The sequence below is a fragment of the Ruegeria conchae genome, from assembly GCF_000192475.1.
Lineage (GTDB): Bacteria > Pseudomonadota > Alphaproteobacteria > Rhodobacterales > Rhodobacteraceae > Ruegeria > Ruegeria conchae.
In genome coordinates, this window is sequence record NZ_AEYW01000003.1 from 79,272 (window position 1) to 97,462 (window position 18,191).

The 18,191-nt window shown below is 56.9% G+C and carries 12 protein-coding genes; 6 read left to right on the forward strand and 6 right to left on the reverse strand.

Features of this window, described 5'->3' with window-relative positions:
• Positions 1-53: 53 nt before the first annotated feature.
• The 5 genes from G7G_RS0102415 to G7G_RS0102435 are packed head-to-tail and all read right to left on the reverse strand — an operon-like array spanning position 54 to position 7,278.
• Complete coding sequence (locus tag G7G_RS0102415; protein WP_010437941.1) at positions 54-1,409, reverse strand: CoA transferase; 1,356 nt, start codon at positions 1,407-1,409, stop codon at positions 54-56.
• Complete coding sequence (locus G7G_RS0102420) at positions 1,406-2,560, reverse strand: ABC transporter permease (protein WP_010437943.1); 1,155 nt, start codon at positions 2,558-2,560, stop codon at positions 1,406-1,408. The genes G7G_RS0102415 and G7G_RS0102420 overlap by 4 nt, the downstream gene beginning before the upstream one ends.
• Complete coding sequence (locus G7G_RS0102425; RefSeq protein ID WP_010437945.1) at positions 2,557-3,585, reverse strand: ABC transporter permease; 1,029 nt, start codon at positions 3,583-3,585, stop codon at positions 2,557-2,559. Before G7G_RS0102425 ends, G7G_RS0102420 begins: the two co-directional genes overlap by 4 nt.
• Positions 3,586-3,599: 14 nt before the next feature.
• Complete coding sequence (locus tag G7G_RS0102430; protein WP_010437947.1) at positions 3,600-5,513, reverse strand: ABC transporter substrate-binding protein; 1,914 nt, start codon at positions 5,511-5,513, stop codon at positions 3,600-3,602.
• Positions 5,506-7,278: an ABC transporter ATP-binding protein gene (locus G7G_RS0102435; RefSeq protein WP_010437949.1), complete on the reverse strand. Its 1,773-nt coding sequence runs from the start codon at positions 7,276-7,278 to the stop codon at positions 5,506-5,508. Before G7G_RS0102435 ends, G7G_RS0102430 begins: the two co-directional genes overlap by 8 nt.
• A gap of 228 nt (positions 7,279-7,506) precedes the next feature.
• On the opposite strand from G7G_RS0102435, the gene G7G_RS0102440 reads away from it, so the two are divergent.
• The 6 genes from G7G_RS0102440 to G7G_RS0102465 all read left to right on the forward strand — a co-directional run bounded on the left by G7G_RS0102440 (position 7,507) and on the right by G7G_RS0102465 (position 14,748).
• The gene (locus tag G7G_RS0102440; protein WP_029621662.1) at positions 7,507-8,004 is read left to right on the forward strand and encodes a class I SAM-dependent methyltransferase; all 498 of its coding nucleotides are present in this window, start codon (positions 7,507-7,509) and stop codon (positions 8,002-8,004) included.
• 91 nt (positions 8,005-8,095) lie between these two features.
• Positions 8,096-8,725, forward strand: coding sequence for a glutathione S-transferase family protein (locus G7G_RS0102445; RefSeq protein ID WP_010437953.1), 630 nt, complete (start codon positions 8,096-8,098; stop codon positions 8,723-8,725).
• 98 nt (positions 8,726-8,823) lie between these two features.
• Positions 8,824-11,226 (forward strand): GcvT family protein, encoded by a 2,403-nt coding sequence (locus G7G_RS0102450; RefSeq protein WP_010437955.1) that lies wholly within the window; start codon positions 8,824-8,826, stop codon positions 11,224-11,226.
• Between the two features lie 2 nt (positions 11,227-11,228).
• The gene (locus G7G_RS0102455; RefSeq protein ID WP_010437957.1) at positions 11,229-12,773 is read left to right on the forward strand and encodes a trimethylamine methyltransferase family protein; all 1,545 of its coding nucleotides are present in this window, start codon (positions 11,229-11,231) and stop codon (positions 12,771-12,773) included.
• Positions 12,774-13,457, forward strand: a complete 684-nt coding sequence (locus G7G_RS0102460; RefSeq protein ID WP_010437959.1) for a TetR/AcrR family transcriptional regulator — start codon at positions 12,774-12,776, stop codon at positions 13,455-13,457.
• A complete protein-coding gene (locus tag G7G_RS0102465) occupies positions 13,444-14,748 on the forward strand; it encodes an NAD(P)/FAD-dependent oxidoreductase (RefSeq protein WP_010437960.1) in 1,305 nt (434 codons plus the stop codon). The genes G7G_RS0102460 and G7G_RS0102465 overlap by 14 nt, the downstream gene beginning before the upstream one ends.
• Here G7G_RS0102465 and G7G_RS0102470 read toward each other — a convergent pair.
• Positions 14,745-18,140, reverse strand: coding sequence for an indolepyruvate ferredoxin oxidoreductase family protein (locus G7G_RS0102470; protein ID WP_010437962.1), 3,396 nt, complete (start codon positions 18,138-18,140; stop codon positions 14,745-14,747). The two genes, G7G_RS0102465 and G7G_RS0102470, sit on opposite strands and share 4 nt — an antisense overlap.
• Positions 18,141-18,191: the final 51 nt, after the last annotated feature.

Genomic DNA, 18,191 nt, shown 5'->3' on the forward strand with positions numbered 1-18,191 from the left:
ATGAGACGCCATACAAAGCGTTGGGCGGGGCCGTGCTCCGCGCGGCGGTTGGTCTACGTGGCGAGCGAGGGCCAGACAGGTTCTGATGATCCAAGCTTTGAGGCGGGTAGGGACCATCGCATCTTGGAAGTGCCTACAGTCAGTGCTGGTTTCAAACGGTGACCTGCTCCCCATCCGGAATGTTCTTGCACATCCGAATAGTCTGCAGGTAATGCACCGGTGATAACCACTTCAGTATCGCTTTTGGCGAGAGTGGCGAGTAGTTCTGCAGTTCGCGCAAGCGAAAGCCGAGCATCCATGACGGCTTGACCGGATGCAGCCTCGGCCAGAGCCGAAAGAATAGCAGCAGCCATCAAGTATCCAGTCGCGTGATCGAGTGCTTGCACAGGTAGCGGGGTTGGATCGCCGGCCCCGGCCCATTCCATTCCTGCGTGCGCGATCCCGGCGCTCATCTGGACCAGACTGTCAAAACCCCGGCGTGTGGCCCATGGACCTTGCCAGCCATAGGCGTCCAATGTGACCTCGACCCTGTTGGGGGCAAGCTGATCACGCTTGGATTTAGCCAATCCAAGCGCGTCGAGGGCACCGGGGCGATACCCATGAACAAATACGTCAGCTTGTCTGAGAAGTTCCTGAAGTTGTCCAATTCCCGCGGGTGATTTCAGATTCAGATAGGCGCAATGCTTGCCCAGTGAGATGTCGGGAATGACGCCAGGCTCATCCCAGCCAGGAGGGTCGATCCTAAGGACTTCGGCCCCAAAACCCGCAAGTGTTCTTGTAGAAACCGGCCCTGCCAGTATTCGTGTGAGGTCGAGCACGCGTAGCCCTGCAAGGGGGCGCTCGACGGTCGCCTGTGGCCGGTCGCGTAGCTTGATATTCCGTGGGCCTTGCCAGCCGATCAATGGTTCACGTGCGAGTACACGTCCCTGCGGATGGTCATGCCATTCTGCACGACTGCGCATCGCGGCAGCAACCCCACCCTCGGCGACAATTGCGGATTCGAGTTCCGAAATGGCTCTGACTCGGATCGCGCGTTCAACCGATGACCGATCAGGGTTGACCTCTAGTACATTCAATGCAGCAGTGCGGTGATGCGGCAGATTGGTGTGCAGTCTGATCCAACCGTCTGAGGCCTGATAGTCTCCTGCGATCGCGTCCCAAAGGTTGGGTATGTCCCATCCGTCAGGTTTGAATGAGTAGCCATACCATAAAGAAGCCAACCGATGGTCCACGGAAACACCCGGCGGTTCTGGCGACAGGTTGAGCGCAGTCACAAGGCGTGACATTTCCTGACCAACAGCAGCAAAACTGGCCGTTGCCAGTTCCGAGACTGCAAAAGCGCTGGGCAACGCGCCCGCCCCGTTGACCCGATATGTGTCAGTTGAAGGGAGGGCGGATAGCAGGCTCATTGCTGGTAGGGGTCCAGACTGTCGCGCAGTCCGTCGCCAAGGAAGTTGAAGGCCAACACGACTACGATGATTGGTAGCATCGGAATCGCCGTCCACGGGTAGATCTCGATCGAAGCAAGGTTCTGCGCGTCATTTAGCATGACCCCCCAGCTGACTGCCGGTGCGCGCAGGCCAAGACCAAGGAAGCTGAGCGCGGTTTCACCGAGGATCATCGCTGGTATCGACAGTGTGGCTGAGGCAATCAGGTGCGACATGAAGTTCGGAAGCAGGTGCTTGCGGATCACGCGACCCGAGCTTGCGCCCATCATCTCGGCGGCGCGAACATATTCCTCTTCCCGTAACGAAAGGAATTTGGCGCGTACGGATCGGGCAAGGCCGGGCCAGTCGAGTATGCCGAGAATGATCGAGATGATGAAGAAGACTGCAACAGGACTCCAATTCGAAGGCACGGCTGCAGACAAAGCCAGCCAAAGCGGGAGTTCCGGAAGGGAACGCAAAATTTCGATCACACGGTTTATGACCCAGTCGATGCGCCCACCAAAATACCCTGCCATTGATCCGAACAGGATGCCGAGGAAGAAAGACACTGAGATGCCGATCAGGCCTACGGTCAGCGACAATTGTGCGCCGTAAAGAATTCGACTGAAGACGTCACGTCCCAAGCGGTCCGAGCCCCATAGGAACAGCGTCGCGCCTTCAGGTGCACAAAACAGGTGGGTGTCGGATTTTATCAGGCCTGCCAGTTTGTACTCGGAGCCCTCACAGAAGAACTGGATCGGGCGCGGGTCTTCAGTGTCGGGTACGAACTTCCATTGGAAGGTTTCAAGGTCCGCTTCTGCAACAATGGGATAGACATAAGGACCTATGAATTCGCCCTCGTGGAACCAGTTGACAGACTGGGGTGGGGCATAGAGGTGCTCACCGTTTCTGTCGTTCGGTCCATAGGGGGCGATGAATCCCGCGAAGGGTAGCATCAGATAACACAGCAGCAGGAATATACCTGAAATTAGACCCAGCTTGTGTGTTCTGAACTTGCGCCAGACCAAGACCCAATTGGGGGCATCGAGATCTGCACGCTCAAGCTGCTGGAGCGAGGCTTGCGGATCAAACGGAGCTTCGTCGACATAGCGACCATCGGGGCGTTCACTCATGCTTCTCGCCCCTCATACCGAATGCGCGGGTCAAGCATGACCAGCAGGATGTCCGAGATCATGGTACCAATTAGCGTCAGCAAGGCCACGAACATCAGAATGAAAGCAGACAGGAACTGATCCTGTGTTTTAAGCGCGGTTAGCAATGTTGGCCCGATGGTTTGCAGTCCCAGAACAACCGAGACCAGAACCGAACCTGAAACCATCGAAGGCAGTAGGTTGCCAATATCGGCAACAAAGGGGTTGAAGGCCACCCGCAGCGGGTATTTCGTCAACATCCGCGACGGGGCCATCCCCTTGGCGATAGCGGTTTCAACATAAGGCTTGCCCAGCTCATCCAGCATGTTGGCACGCAGGCGCTGCATCATAGCCGAAGCGCCCGAGGTGCCGATGACGAAGGTCGGAACGATCAGGTGAACAAGGATGGATTTCAGCTTGTCCCAGCTCATCGGTTGACCCTCAAAGGAAGGGTCCATCAGGCCGCCAATTGGCAGGTTAAAGTAGCGATGGCCGTAATAGAACAGGATCAGTGCCAGCAGGAAGTTTGGAGTCGCAAGGCCCAGATACCCAACAAAAGCAGAGGTATAATCGATCCATGTTCTTGATTTGGCCGCCGCAAGAACACCCAGCGGCAGGGCCACAGCATAGACGAATAGAATGGCAGCCAGATTAACCACGACAGTCAACCAGAGCGTATCACCCACGATCTCGCGCACGGGGCGGTCAAATTCGAATGACCAGCCATAATTGCCCTGCAAGAGACCCTCGAACCCGTGCGGGCCGGGCCAGAAGCCTATCCAGATCAGATATTGTTCCGGCAACGAACGATCCAGAGAATACTCTTTGCGCAGAAACTCGGCCTTGGCCACGCCCGCAGACTGGCCCGAGGCCTGCAACTCAGCGATCTGGTTGCTGAGATAGTCGCCTGGGGGAAGGTTGATGATCACGAAGATCAGTACCGACACCACCAACAGCGTCAGCAGCATCGTGAAAAAGCGATACACCGCATAGCGCAGCATGACCATTTAGCTGCTCCTGATCAGTCGGCGAAGAAAAACTCGTCGGGACGATGAATGCCGAAATGCGCACCGGGCTCCCAGGCCCACATGGCCTGTTCGGGCACGTTCTTCAGCCGGTTTGACACAACGATGGGCTGCGGTGCGCCGTTAAGAATACCAATGGCAAACAGCTGATCCGCGTGAATTTTCAGCATCTCAGTCCAGACTGCCGCGCGCTCTTCATCAGTTGTGGCGATTTCCCAGTCATGCGCGAGTTTCATGAGAAGTTCGGCTTCGGGCATGTCTGGTGGCTCGCCTGATCCTCCAGCTGTCTGGTAATGCTGCCCCCACTTGGGCCAGGCCAGAAAGACCTGATCAGTAGGCGCCAGATAGGCAGGTGAGGTGTGCAATTGCGGGATGCCGTCATCCCAGCCAAACCAGACTGAGGCCATCGTGTTGCCCGAGAAGACCCGATTGCGCAGAATGTCCCGATCCAAAGGGCGCATGACAAGTTCGACACCGATCTCGCGCCAGGTATCCGTAACGATTTGGAGGGCATTTTCTACTTCCTGCCGTTCGCCGGCAGTTTCAATGATCAACTCCATCGGACGCCCGTCCGGTAGAAGGCGAATACCGTCCTTGTCACGCTCGGTCAATCCAGCCTCATCCAACAGCGCATTCGCCATATCGACGTCGTAGTCTGCCCAAGCCTTTGCATTTGCTTCGTCATAGAATGGCGACGCAGGCAAAACCGACATCGCGCCGGGATGGGCTAGCTTAAAATAGAGCGCTTGATTGATCGTTTTGCGGTCTATTGCGAGGGAAAGGGCCCGGCGGACGCGCACATCACGCAATACGTTGCGCCAGGCTTCGTCTTCGAAGTTCAGGTTGGGATAGATGGCGATTTGGGAGGCGACCCCGGTCTTCCATAAGAGCGTTTTGTAGTCTCCTTGCGCTTCGCCTTTTTTCAAGATCGATGCGTCGCGGAATGCCAGCCCACGCCCTTGTAGGTCACTTTCACCCGCGTTGGTCTTGGCCGCGACAAGACCTGGGGCAACAATCTCCATCTCGACCACATCGATATAAGGGAGCTGCACTCCTTTTGAATCAACCCTGTGATAGTAGGGGTTGCGGATGAAGCTGTGCCGGATTTTCTTGCCCGAGCTTGCATTGAGCCAGGGCTGCAATGTGGGCAATTCGTGATTGTCATATTTGTACAGGTTATCCAACTTGTTATGCAGCGCCGCCCAGCTTTTGACCCGTGCGTCTTCGACCTGAAAAGCCAGTTCTTCAGGATCGGCAAACTTCTCGTGGTATTTTCTGAGAAATTCTGATGGGCGGTAGATAAACGGTGGGCGTGCCTGTGCAAGAGATTGCAGAAAATCCGGGTTCGGATTTGCCCACTCGAACACGACGGTCGTTTCGTCAGGGAAAGTGACAGTGGGAGCCTTACCTTCAACCAGCAAAAAATCAGGTGGGCCTGATGGGCTGAGCAACTCGTTATTGGCGACGTCTTCCCACCAATATCGGAAATCCTCAGACGTAAACGGAGTGCCGTCCGACCATTTGTGGCCAGGGCGTAAATTCAAGGTAAACTTGCTATTGTCTTCGTTTTCGAAAGAGGCCAGCAGATCAGGCACGATGTTGTATTCATGGTCAAAGCCGACAAGCCGCGCATAGCCATAGACCACCATCTGGCGAATGTCCTTGGACCGGGTAACCATGGTTCGCAACGTTCCGCCGGGCGTTCCGAAATCGCGCCCCTTTGCGGCCAGATCAACGATTAGCGGGTCTTGCGGAATGCGGTCGGCGACAGGTGGCAGCTTTCCACCTTCAACTTCGGCTTCCCAGTAGGGGATTTCCTGAAGATTGGCCGGGATTTCTGCCGTGGCGGGCAGACCTGCTGCAACGACCAGCGCGGTCGCCAGAAACAAACGATGAGTGGTCTTAAACATGGCAACGTACCTTATGGCCGGGCTCCAACTCTACCAGCGAGGGTATCACGGTGTCGGAAAATCGAAAGGCGTCATCCCAACTGTCGGGCGAACCCGCGCCCAAAGCAACCAGTTTCAGGTCTATCGGACGATTGATATCCGGTTCGGGCTGGGCGGCGATCAATGCCTTTGTGTAAGGATGACGTGGATTATAGAAGAGAGTTTCAGGTGGGGCTTGTTCAACCACCAGCCCCCGACGCATTACGGCAACTTCATCAGCGATGCGCGCGACAACGGCGAGATCATGCGAGATGAACAGGTAAGACAGGTTCAGACTGTCTTGCAGGTTTTCGAGCAGGGTCAAAATTTGATCCTGCACAGATACATCTAAGGCCGAAGTAGGCTCGTCACAAACGATCAAAGCCGGGTCCAACATCATCGCGCGGGCGATAGACAGACGTTGCCGCTGCCCGCCTGAAAACGCGTGCGGATAACGTTTGAGCATGTCCGCGTTCAGTCCGACCCTCTGTAACATTTCGGCTGCTTTGTCGCGCTGTTCGGCCACTGTCCCGAGGCGGTGAATTTCCAACGGTTCGGTCATCGCATCCTGAATGCGCATTCGGGGGCTAAGTGAACTGTAGGGGTCCTGAAACACCATCTGCGCCTTGCGCTGGAAGGCAGTACGCTCAGCACGCGTCATGTTGTGAACTGTGAGCGGCTCGGCTTCCTTGTTTGTCCGGAACAGCACTTCTCCGCCAGGGTCCGGCAGTTCGGCACCCAGAGCGATACGCGCTGCGGTGGTTTTGCCCGATCCGCTTTCGCCTACGATTGCAAGTGTTTTGCCGCGCGCCAGCTTCATATCGACACCGCGGCAAGCGTGGATCAGCTTGTCGGCTCTCCAGCCTTTGCTGGACCGCATCGTGTAGGTCTTCGAAACCCCGGTCATCTGCAATATCAGGTCTTCATCGGGCATCGGCATGCCCACCGCATCCTGGTCAGGTATTTCTGGTGCTGCATCGAACAGTTGCTGGGTGTAGGGATGGGCCGGGTCGTTCAGGATCAGGGCGGCTGGACCGGCCTCCATCACACGACCTTTGTGCATGACAACAACCTGCTCGGCCATGTTGGCGACGACACCCAAATCATGCGTGACCAGAATTAGCGCCATACCGGTTTCACGCTGCAGTTCTTTGATGAGCCCAAGAACCTGCGCCTGAGTTGTTACATCCAGCGCAGTGGTTGGTTCGTCCGCGATGAGCAATTCAGGTTTGGAAACCATCGCCATCGCGATCATGGCCCGCTGTCGCATGCCACCGGACAATTCAAACGGATAGCTGTCATAGGCGCGGGCCGGGTCGGGAAAGCCCACCCGTTCAAATTGCGTCAGTACTTCTTTGCGTGCCTCAGATTCAGATGCGCCGCGGTGCAGCCAAAGAACTTCGCTGACCTGGTTTCCAATTTTGTGAAGCGGAGAGAGCGAGCGCATCGGCTCCTGAAAGATCATCGACACCCGATTGCCTCGAATGTCACGCATTTGACGTTCACTGAGTTGAGTTAACTCCGCCGTGCCTCTGGAATCGTTCAGGGTAATCGTACCGCTACGGATTTGAGCAGTACGGGGCAGGATGCGCAGAGCAGCGCGACACGAAATCGTCTTGCCCGATCCAGATTCACCAACCAATGCAAGTGTCTGTCCAGGCTCGACATCAAAGCTGACATCTTGAACCACGGAAGGACCCTTGCCGAAGCCGATGCTGAGATTCCGAACGGACAACAACGCACTCATGCGGGTTTTCCACCCGTCTGGCCGCTAGCTAACATCGGCTTTGTGAACTCCCTGTCTTTTTTCGTAGTTTCGCGCGGTTCGGGCGAGGTAGTCAAACACCTTCTGCACCTGAAACGTCGCGGAATCGTGAATTCTTGGCGGTGCGCCTACACATTCCCTTGAGAATTTGTCACTACCTGATCGAAAGGCACACGTAAGGTGCCGTGTTTACAAATAGGGGTAATCGTTGTGCCGGAAGCTCAAAGTCGTCTAGATTTGTTCATTGATCGCATGGTCTCGCAGCGTGCTTGTTTGGATTATGCAATCGCGCAGACCACCGGGCATGAAGGCCCGGTATTTGAGCTTGGGCTGGGAAATGGGCGCACTTATCATCACATGGTTCAGCATATAAAGGACCGCCCAGTTTATGTTTTTGAACGTGCGGTCGCCTCGCACCCCGATTCAACCCCGCCCGATGATCGCGTAATTTTGGGTGACGTGCGTGAAACGCTACCCGCATCAGTCGCGCAGTTTGGCGCGTCGGCCAGTCTGATCCACGCCGATCTAGGAGGACATAACCGGCAAAAGAACGATACATTTGCCCGTCTCGTCTCACCTTTGATCGAGCCGCTATTGGCGCGAGGTGGGCTGATGGTCTCGAGTGATCGTATGTATTTCGAGGATCTGACCGAGCTGCCGCTGCCTAGTGGTGCGGTTGAGGGTCGCTGCTTCATCTATCAACGCTGATCTGCCGTGGGGTCAATTTGTGATCGGACTCGCGCTGTAGCACTGGGGCGGTCTAACGTTTGGGGTGTGAAGCCTCAGAGGGGATCGTCAAATGCTGTTCTATGATTGCTCGACCGCGCCCAGCCCACGCCGTGCCCGGATGTTTATTGCAGAGAAAGGGTTGAATATTGAGACGCGCGAAATCTCGATCGCAAGTGGCGAGCAACTGAGTGATGCCTTTCGGGCGGTGAACCCCGGCGCGACGATCCCGGTGCTGATCACGGATGAAGGTTCTGTGCTCACCGAAAATCTCGGCATTGCAGCCTATCTCGAAGCGCGTTTTCCTGAGCCTGCGTTGATGGGTCGAACAGAGGATGAAAAGGGCAAAGTTCTGATGTGGAACGCCATTGCCGAGCAGCAATGCGGTGCGCCGATTGCCGAGACGTTGCGCAATACCCATCCCTCGTTCAAAGACCGCGCCATTACAGGCCCCGCGAACTATGCGCAGATTCCCGAACTAGCGCAGCGCGGAACTGCACGGGTGGGCGCGTTTTTTGATTTACTAGAGGCCCGTCTGCGCGAAAATGATTTCGTATCAGGGGGCGCGTTCACGCTCGCTGACATCACCACATTTGTATTTGTCGATTTTGCACGTGTCATCAAGATGCGCATTCCTGACGACAACACAGCCACACAAGCTTGGTTTGATTCCATCCGCGCGCGACCAAGTGCCCGGATTTAACGCGCGTTTTTATACAAGGCACAGAACTGTACAGAAATGTCTAGACAGAAGTGAACAGTGCGTCTAGCGTCCCCAGCGAGTCATCCAGGGAGGTTGGGATGAAATCGCAGTATCGCGTAGTGGTAATTGGCGGCGGCGTTGTGGGCGCTTCGGTTCTGTATCACCTTGCCAAGTTCGGCTGGTCGGATGTGGTGATGTTGGAGCGTCGGCGCCTGGCCTCGGGCTCGTCCTGGCATGCGGCGGGTGGCATCCATGCGCTGAACGCCGATCCCAACATGGCGTCGCTTCAGGCCTATACTATCGATTTGCTCAGCGAGATTGAAAAGGAATCGGGCCAGAATATCGGCCTACACATGACCGGTGGCCTGACGCTGGCAGGCACGCCCGAACGTTGGGAGTGGCTGCAGGCCAACTACCGCATCTTCCAGTCCATCGGCATTGACGATTGTGAGTTGCTGTCGCCGGAGGAGGCGCAGAAACGCTGCCCGATCATGTCAACCGACGGCGTGCTAGGCGCAATGTGGGCGGACCGCGAAGGCTATATCGACACCACTGGAACAGTTCAGGCCTATGCCACGGCGGCTAAAAAGCGCGGAGCCGAGTACTATGAGGAAACCAAGGTCGAACGCCTGACGCAGACCGCGGATGGTTGGGAAGTTGTGACCGACAAGGGCACCATCACGTGTGAGCATGTGGTCAATGCCGCAGGTCTCTGGGCCAAGCAGGTGGGCCGTATGGCAGGGGTGGAACTGCCGGTGTCGCCACTCAAACACCACTATCTGATCACTGATACAGTGCCTGAGGTCGCCGAGGCTGATTTTGAGATGCCGATGACTGTCGACCTCGAAGGTTTTACCTATATGCGGCAGGACCAGAAGGGTGTTCTGGTTGGCATCTACGAAGTCGATCATGAACACTGGGCCATGGACGGTGCGCCTTGGAATTACGGCGAAGAGCTGTTTCAGGAACAGCTTGACCGGATCGAGAACGAATTGACGCTGGGCTTTGAACGCTATCCGTCGATCCAGAATGTCGGCATCAAGACATGGGTGAATGGCGCGTTTACCTTCTCGCCTGATGGCAACCCGTTGGTCGGTCCGGTCCCGGGCAAGCGCGGTTATTGGTCAGCCTGTGCGGTGATGGCCGGGTTCCTGCAGGGTGGTGGCGTCGGCAAGACGCTGGCCGAGTGGATGATCCATGGCGAGCCCGAAGCCGACGCTTGGCCGATGGACGTGGCACGTTATGGCGATTTCGCTCAGAACAAACGTTATATCCGCGAGACAACGGGACAGTTCTATTCGCGCCGGTTCGTGATGACCTACCCGAACGAGCAACTGCCCGCAGGCCGCCCGCTGAAAATGGCTCCGGCCCATGACGCGATGACCGAGGCAGGCTGTAAATGGGGTGTTAGCTGGGACCTTGAAGTGCCGCTTTATTTCGCGCCGAACGGGTTCGAGGAGACGCCGACGCTCAAGCGGTCCAACGCGCATGACATCGTGGCTGAGGAGTGCAAGGCCATCCGCGAAGGTGTGGGCCTGCTTGATATCTCGGGTTTCTCGCGGTTTGAGGTCTCAGGTCCGAATGCCGAGGCGTGGCTCGACAAAGTCATGGCCTCAAAACTCCCCGCGCCGGGTCGGGCTAAACTGGCTCCAATGCTGGGCGAGAACGGACGGCTCAAGGGTGATCTGACTGTGCTCAACTGGGGCGATGGCACCTGGTGGATCATGGGCAGCTACTATCTGCGTGCCTGGCATATGCGTTGGTTCGATGATCACATGATGGATGGCGTCACGGTCCGCGATCTGGGTGAAGAATACTGTGGATTTGCCGTGGTTGGGCCGAGGTCAGAGACCGTGGTCGCGAAACTGGCAGAACAGGAAATCTCGGGCTTGAAATTCATGGGCTGTGGCGACTTCGATATTGGACTGGTCCGCGCCCGCGTTGCCCGGATGTCAGTGACGGGCGAGAAGGGGTACGAGATCAACTGCCGCTATGGCGACCATATCAAGCTACGCCGTATGCTGTTGGAGGCCGGGGCCGATGAGGAAATCCGCGAATGCGGTTTCAACGCGATGCTGTCGACGCGGCTTGAGAAGAGCTTTGGTATCTGGTCTGCAGAATTCACCCAGCTCTATACACCCGGCATGACCGGGATGGATCGCTGGATCGACTGGGACAAGGATTTTGTCGGCAAAGATGCGGCGCTGGCCGAGCGCGATGGCAACGGACCAGCGCAGGTACAGGTGACGCTTGAGGTCGACGCGTTGGACGCGGATGCCAGCGGGTATGAACCCATTTGGGCAGGCGGCGAACGTGTGGGTTTTGTGACGTCGGGAGGCTTTGGGCACTACACCGGCAAGTCCCTGGCCATGGCTCTGGTAGATCGCGACAAGGCTAATCCAGGGACAGAGCTGTCGGTGCATGTGGTCGGCGTTGAACGCCCAGCCCGCGTGGTTGAGCCGTCGCCGTACGACCCGCAGGGCAAAGCGATGCGAGGTTGATCATGGAAGCAGAGGCCGGAAGACGCCGTCGCCGAGGGCGTGGGGCCGAGGCAGCCCCGCAACCCAGTCGTGACGTGAATTATCGTCAGCTGCGCAATCCGTTTCCGCAGATGGAGGTATTTCCGGCGGATCAGATTGCTGACATGCACGAGACGGCCTTGCGCACGCTGGAAGGATTGGGTGTGAAGGTCCTGCTGCCCGAGGCGCGCAGGATTTATGCGCAGGGTGGTGCGCGTGTGAATGAAGATAATGAGATGGTCTTCATCGGGCGCGACATGGTCGAGGCTGCGATGGCGTCGGCCCCGAAATCCATTGCCTGCCGCGCCGGGGCGCGGCGCAGGGATTTCACGCTGGAGCTCGGTTCTTTGGTGTTCCAACCCGGGGCTGGTGCTCCGAATGCGACTGACCTGGAGCGCGGGCGCAGGCCTGCGAACGGGCAAGACTATCTGGAGTTCCTCAAGCTCACGCATCATTTTGATGTCTTCCAGATGATCTCGCCTCAGGTCGAACCGCAGGACGTGCCCACCAACGTCAGGCACTATTTCACCACCCAAGCGCAAATGGAATTGACGGACAAATTCCCCTTCTTCTTCTCGCGCGGAACGCCTCAGGTGATGGACTGTTTTGAGATGCTGTCCATGGCGCGCGGGCTAAGCGATGATGAGTTTCGGGGCAATCCGCATTGTTACACGATTATCAACACCAATAGCCCGCGGACGCTGGATATTCCGATGGCGCAGGGGCTGATCGATTTTGCGCGCCACGGGCAGATGTCGATCATCACCCCATTTACTCTGATGGGCGCGATGGCGCCAATCACTGTTGCGGGGGCCATCACCCTGTCGCATGCCGAGGCGCTCGCGGCTTTGACCCTGACGCAGCTAGCAAACCCCGGCGCGCCAGTGTGCTATGGGACCTTCACCAGCAACGTTGATATGAAATCCGGTGCGCCTGCGTTTGGAACGCCTTCGCATTTTCAGGCGTCGTTGGCCGCGGGGCAACTCGCACGATACTTAGGCCTGCCTTGGCGATCGGCGGCAGGGTCGGCTTCGAACATCAATGACGTACAGGCAGCCAACGAGAACCAGTTCGGTCTTTGGGGCTGCCTAATGTCCGGAGCGACAGTGATCATTCACTCAGCCGGTTGGCTTGAAAGTGGCCTGACGGTGTCCTTCGAAAAGATGATCTGTGATGCAGAAGTCCTGAACATGGTGGCCGAACTTTGCGCCGGAGCGCAGGCAGGTAATTCAGAGATAGGTTTCGATTCCGCGCTGAGCGAAGTTGAACCCAGCGGGCATTTCTTCGCGACCAGCCAGACGATGGAACGCTACAACACTGCATTTTACGAGCCACATATTCATGACTACGCCAATTTCGGGACTTGGACCGAGCGTGGTTCGGTCGACGCAAATCACCGGGCGACAGGCGTTTGGAAAGAAATTCTAGCGAATTTCGAAGCCCCGGCCCAGGATGTGAGCCGCCTTGGCGCGTTGCATGAATTCATCGCACGTCGCACGAAAGCAGGCGGTGCACCGCCGGAGAGTTGAATGAGCACAAAACCAATCCTCCACCGGGACGATCCGGAAGCTGAACCCTTGACCGGCAATATCAAGGTCACACGTGATGACTGGTTGAACGTCGCCATGGACGTCTTGATCTCGGATGGGGTCGAGCAGGTGAAGGTCATGAACCTGGCGGAACGTATGGCGGTCTCGCGCTCCTCGTTCTACTGGTACTTCAAGTCTCGGCAGGAGTTGTTGGATGCGTTGCTGGCGCGATGGCAGGCAACCAACACGGCAGCATTGATCGCACAATCCGAACTGCCTGCAGAGACGATAACGGCGGCTGTTTGCAATGTTCAGCGTTGTGTCGTGAACTCAGAGCTTTTTGATACGGCGCTTGATTTTGCCGTTCGAGATTGGGCACGACGATCGGGAAAGGTGCGACGCATGTTGGATCAATCCGACGCGAGACGTCTGGCAGCATTGCGCACGATGTTCATCCGTTTCAACTATGATGAGACCGAAGCCGAGACTCGTGCACGCGTACTGTACTATATGCAGATCGGATATGATCTGGCGCAGTTGAACGAGCCGATGGCGACCAGGCTATCGATGGTACCACACTATCTTTACGTCTTCACTGGGGTTGAGCCGCGACCCGAAGAAGTATCCGAATTCAGCGACTATGCGAAACGCCTTTGGGAGAGGACAGGACATGAGCCAACCTGATGCAATCATTATCGGAACCGGCGTAATTGGGGCTGCCATCGCCTTCGAGATGGCTAAGGCGGGTTGGAAAACTCTGTCACTGGACCGCAATACGCAAGTTGGGCATGGATCGACCGCCGGTTCATGCGCCATCGTTCGGATGCATTATTCGACTTTTGATGGTACGGCCTTCGCCTGGGAGGGATACCATTATTGGCGTGATTGGGCAGATTATCTGGGATTGTCAGATGATGCCAATCTGGCACAGTTCCGTGAAACCGGCTGTATGGTCATGAAGACGGAGGCCAATGGATTTCTTGAAAACCATAAGAAGTACAGTACCGAACTGGATTGTCCTTTTGAAGAATGGACACCGGAGAAGATCACGGAACATCTGCCGATTTACGCGTTAGACAGCTTCGCTCCGGCGCGGCGCATGGATGATCCAGAGTTTGGGCAATCGAACGGGGCACATGTTCAAGGCGCGGTTTTCTGGCCGAACGCGGGATATGTGACAGATCCGGCGTTGTCGGCCCAAAACCTGATGGATGCGGCGAAGTTGCATGGTGCTGACGTTCGCACCGGCGCTGAGGTGCGTGAAATACTGACCAGCGAGGGCCGCGTTGCGGGCGTCAAACTTACCTCGGGTGAAGAGATCCATGCCAAAGTGGTTGTAAACGTCGCTGGGCCCGGGTCGGCAATTGTTAACGAAATGGCTGGGGTTCTGGGTGACATGACCATCCAGACCCGCCCGCTGCGGCAGGAAGTCGTGCATGTACCGGCACCCGAAGGGTTTGATTTTGAGACACAAGGAACAATTGTCTCAGATAGCGACATCGCCCTTTATTGCCGCCCTGAGCATGGCAACCACATTCTGATCGGCTCGGAAGACCCGGCGTGCGATCCGCATCAGTGGTGCGAAGATGACGTGAATTATAACCAAGACTTTACAGACCAGTGGACAACACAAGCCATGCGTTACGCGCAACGCGTTCCCAGCCTGGGGATACCCTCGCGCACCCGGGGCGTCGTGGATTTGTACGATGCATCGACAGATTGGATTCCGATCTATGATAAATCCAGCCTTCCGGGGTTCTACATGGCCTGCGGCACCAGCGGGAACCAATACAAAAATGCTCCGATCGCGGGCAAGATGATGACCGCTTTGATCGGCTATGTCGAAGGCGGCGCAGATCATGATGCCAATCCGTTGCAGTTCGATTTGCCCTATTTAGGCCGGACTATCGACACCGGATTTTATTCCCGCAAACGGCCCATCAATACCGAAAGCAGCTTTTCGGTTCTCGGTTAAGACACCTCCGCGCGCGCTGTTTCGAAGCTCTCTTCGCGTACCGGTCCGAACCCTCGTATCTGGTCCGCCGCCGAGAACGCGCGCAACCACTCCGCTTCTGATCGTGCTGTCGGATTGGTCTGATACATGTTCAGAAGCTCTTCAAACCAATTTAGGATATTACGGTGCAGCCGCGCTTCGGCGTGATATCCGAACGGGTTCAGAGGTGATCCGCGCAATCCGCGCAACCGTGAAAGACCACGCAGAACCGGGTGCATCCATGCGCCCAACGCAATCTTGACCGGTCGCCTGCGCTCATCCTTGCGCCAACTCAGCAGCGGCGGGGCAAAATGGTATTTGGTTTTGTAATCTCCTTCGAACTGCTGTGAGAGTTCCGCGGAAAAGTCCGGGGATGTCTGCAGTCGGGCGACCTCAAATTCGTCCTTATAGGCCATGAAACGGAACAGATTTCGAGCAATCGTCTCAACAAGGCGGTCCGAGATATCAGACTTTGACGATCGGAGCGCCTTGATCCGCTGTGCGTAGCGGTTGGCATATTCGGCGTCCTGATAGTCAGTAAGAAAGGCAACCCGCCGCTCGATCAACTGGTCCAGTGTGTCCTCTGTCTCGGTCGGTTGAGCCAATCCCTGAACGCGTTCCGGATCAACTGCCAAACACCGTCCAAGGGCAAAAGCCAGCCGGTTCTTTTTGACCGCGACACCGTTTAGAAGAATTGCCTGCGACAGCGCGGTGTGTGACACAGGTACCAGCGCCTTTTGCCAAGCATAGCCCAACATAATGACATTGGCGAAGACCGTACCGCCTAACAGCGCCTCGGCCATCGCGTTTGCGTCAAGGCTGGTTAAATTTTCCGCACCCACTACGTCTGCAATCGCCTGCTCCCGCGCGTCAACCCGTAGTTGGGCATCACGATGCAGCACAAGATCTCCGGTAGGCATCTCGGCCCGGTTCAGAACGACGCGCGTCCCCGGCGCATAGTGAGCCGATGCTTTGGGGGCCGAGCTTACAACCACATCGCATCCGATCACAGCATCTGCAGCGCCCTGATCAATGCGCACCTGGTTGAGCGTATCAGGTTCTTTACCGAGGCGGATGTAGCTCAGTACGGTTCCGAATTTCTGCGCAAATCCGGTGAAATCCAGAACCGAAGCCCCCTTACCTTCTAGATGCGCCGCCATGGTGATCAAGGCTCCGACCGTAACCACCCCGGTGCCTCCGACGCCTGTCACCAACAGATCAAAGGGGGACCCCAGAGATGCGGCTGAGGGCAGGGGCAGTCCCGCCTCAAGCGCATCAAGATCCAGATCGACGCTCTGCTTGCGCCGAGTTGCGCCCTCAATGGTCACGAAACTGGGGCAGAACCCGTTCAGGCACGAGAAATCCTTGTTGCAGGAGCTCAGATTAATCTTGCGCTTGCGGCCCAGCGGCGTTTCACGCGGTTCGACACTAAGGCAGTTCGATGCCACCGAACAATCGCCACAGCCTTCGCAGACGAGATCATTGATCCAAACAAATTTCTGTGGGTCTTCCATCATGCCGCGCTTGCGGCGGCGTCGCTTTTCGGTCGCGCAAGTCTGTTCGTAGATCAGAACGGTGACACCGGGTATGTCGCGCAGCTCGCGTTGCAGGCTGTCCATTTCTGCCCGGTCATGAAATGTAGTTCCCGCAGGGAATTCAGCACGGCCGAACTTGGTGATGTCATCCGAGACCAGTGCGATCCGCTCGACCCCCTCGGCGCGGCAGGTTTGCGCGATGCCTGCAACGCTGACGGGCCCGTCCACCGGCTGCCCTCCGGTCATTGCGACCGCATCATTGTAGAGGATTTTATACGTGATATTCGTTCCGGCCGCGACCGCCTGACGGATCGCGAGAGAACCTGAATGGTACCACGTCCCTTCGCCCAGATTCTGAAAGATATGCTTGCCGCCATTGAATTGTGAGGCCACCACGTGAGGCACGCCTTCTCCTCCCATCTGGGCATAGCCGACCGTCTCGCGATCCATCCACGAGGCCATGACATGGCAGCCGATCCCGCTAGCAGCGGTGGACCCGTCGGGAACTTTGGTCGAAGTGTTATGAGGACATCCCGAGCAGAAGTAAGGCGTCCGCGTCGCGCCCGAGACATTGATTTCGGGCGGAGGTGTCTCGGTTAAAGCCCGTGCCTTGGCGGGCAGGTTTTCTTCTGGAAAGAACGTGTCAAGGCGGGCGGCCACTATGGGGGCCAGCATCAATGGGCTAAGTTCCCCGGTCCACGGGATCAGCGGCTCGCCGTGACTGTCATACTTCCCCACCATCTTATGGGGTTTATCGCCGGGCCAGTCATAGAAGTACTCTTTAAACTGACTTTCGATGATGCCGCGTTTTTCTTCGACAACCAGAACCTCGGCCTTGCCTTTCACAAAGCGCAACGCGTTGCGGCGGGCCAGCGGCCAGACCATGCCGACTTTGTAGATGTCGATCCCCAAGCGGCGGCAAGCGGCTTCATCAAGGCCGAGTAGACGCAGCGCCTCCATCAAATCAAGGTGACCTTTGCCGGTGGTCACAAATCCGAACTTGGCGTTGTCGATGTCATAGATGCGCCGGTCGATGGGGTTTTCTTCGGCAAATGCCCGGACGGCACGCAGCTTGTGTTGTATGCGGGTCTCGATTTCAGGCGAGGGCAGGTCGGCTGTCCGCACATGCAAGCCGCGTTCTGGCAGATCGATCCGGGGTAGGGTGAAACTGCGGTCCGGGCGCAGATCGACCGAACGCGCGCTTTCGACTGTTTCCGAGATCGCCTTGAACCCGACCCACGTGCCCGAAAAGCGGGAAAGAGCGAATCCGTATTCGCCGAATTCCAGATATTCCTCGACCGAGGCCGGGTTCAATGTGGGCATAAACCACGCCATGAAGGCCACGTCCGATTGGTGCGGCATCGACGAACTGACGCAACCGTGGTCGTCGCCCGCCACCACAAGCACGCCGCCTTTCGGGGCGGAACCATAAGCATTGCCATGTTTTAGCGCATCGCCTGAGCGGTCGACGCCAGGGCCTTTGCCGTACCACATCGAAAAGATGCCCTCGACTTCGCAATGTGGGTCCAACGTGGCCTGCTGAGCGCCCAGTACGGCTGTTGCGCCCAGGTCCTCGTTCACAGCGGGCATGAAGGTGATTCTGTCAGCTATTAATCGCTCTTTGGCGCGCCACAGCTCTAGGTCCAACCCGCCCAGTGGCGATCCGCGATAGCCAGAGACAAAACCTGATGTATTCAAACCTGCCTGCCGATCGCGCCGCGCCTGATCCATCATGATCCGCGCGAGGGCCTGAGTGCCCGTCAAAAAGACCCGGCCTTGAGTTAGGGAATAGCGATCGTCGAGTTGATAGGTGCGAATATTTCGGTCGAGGTGGCTCATTGCATCGGGTCCATGGGATTATGCCTTTGGTTGAGGAAATTTTAACCCAGT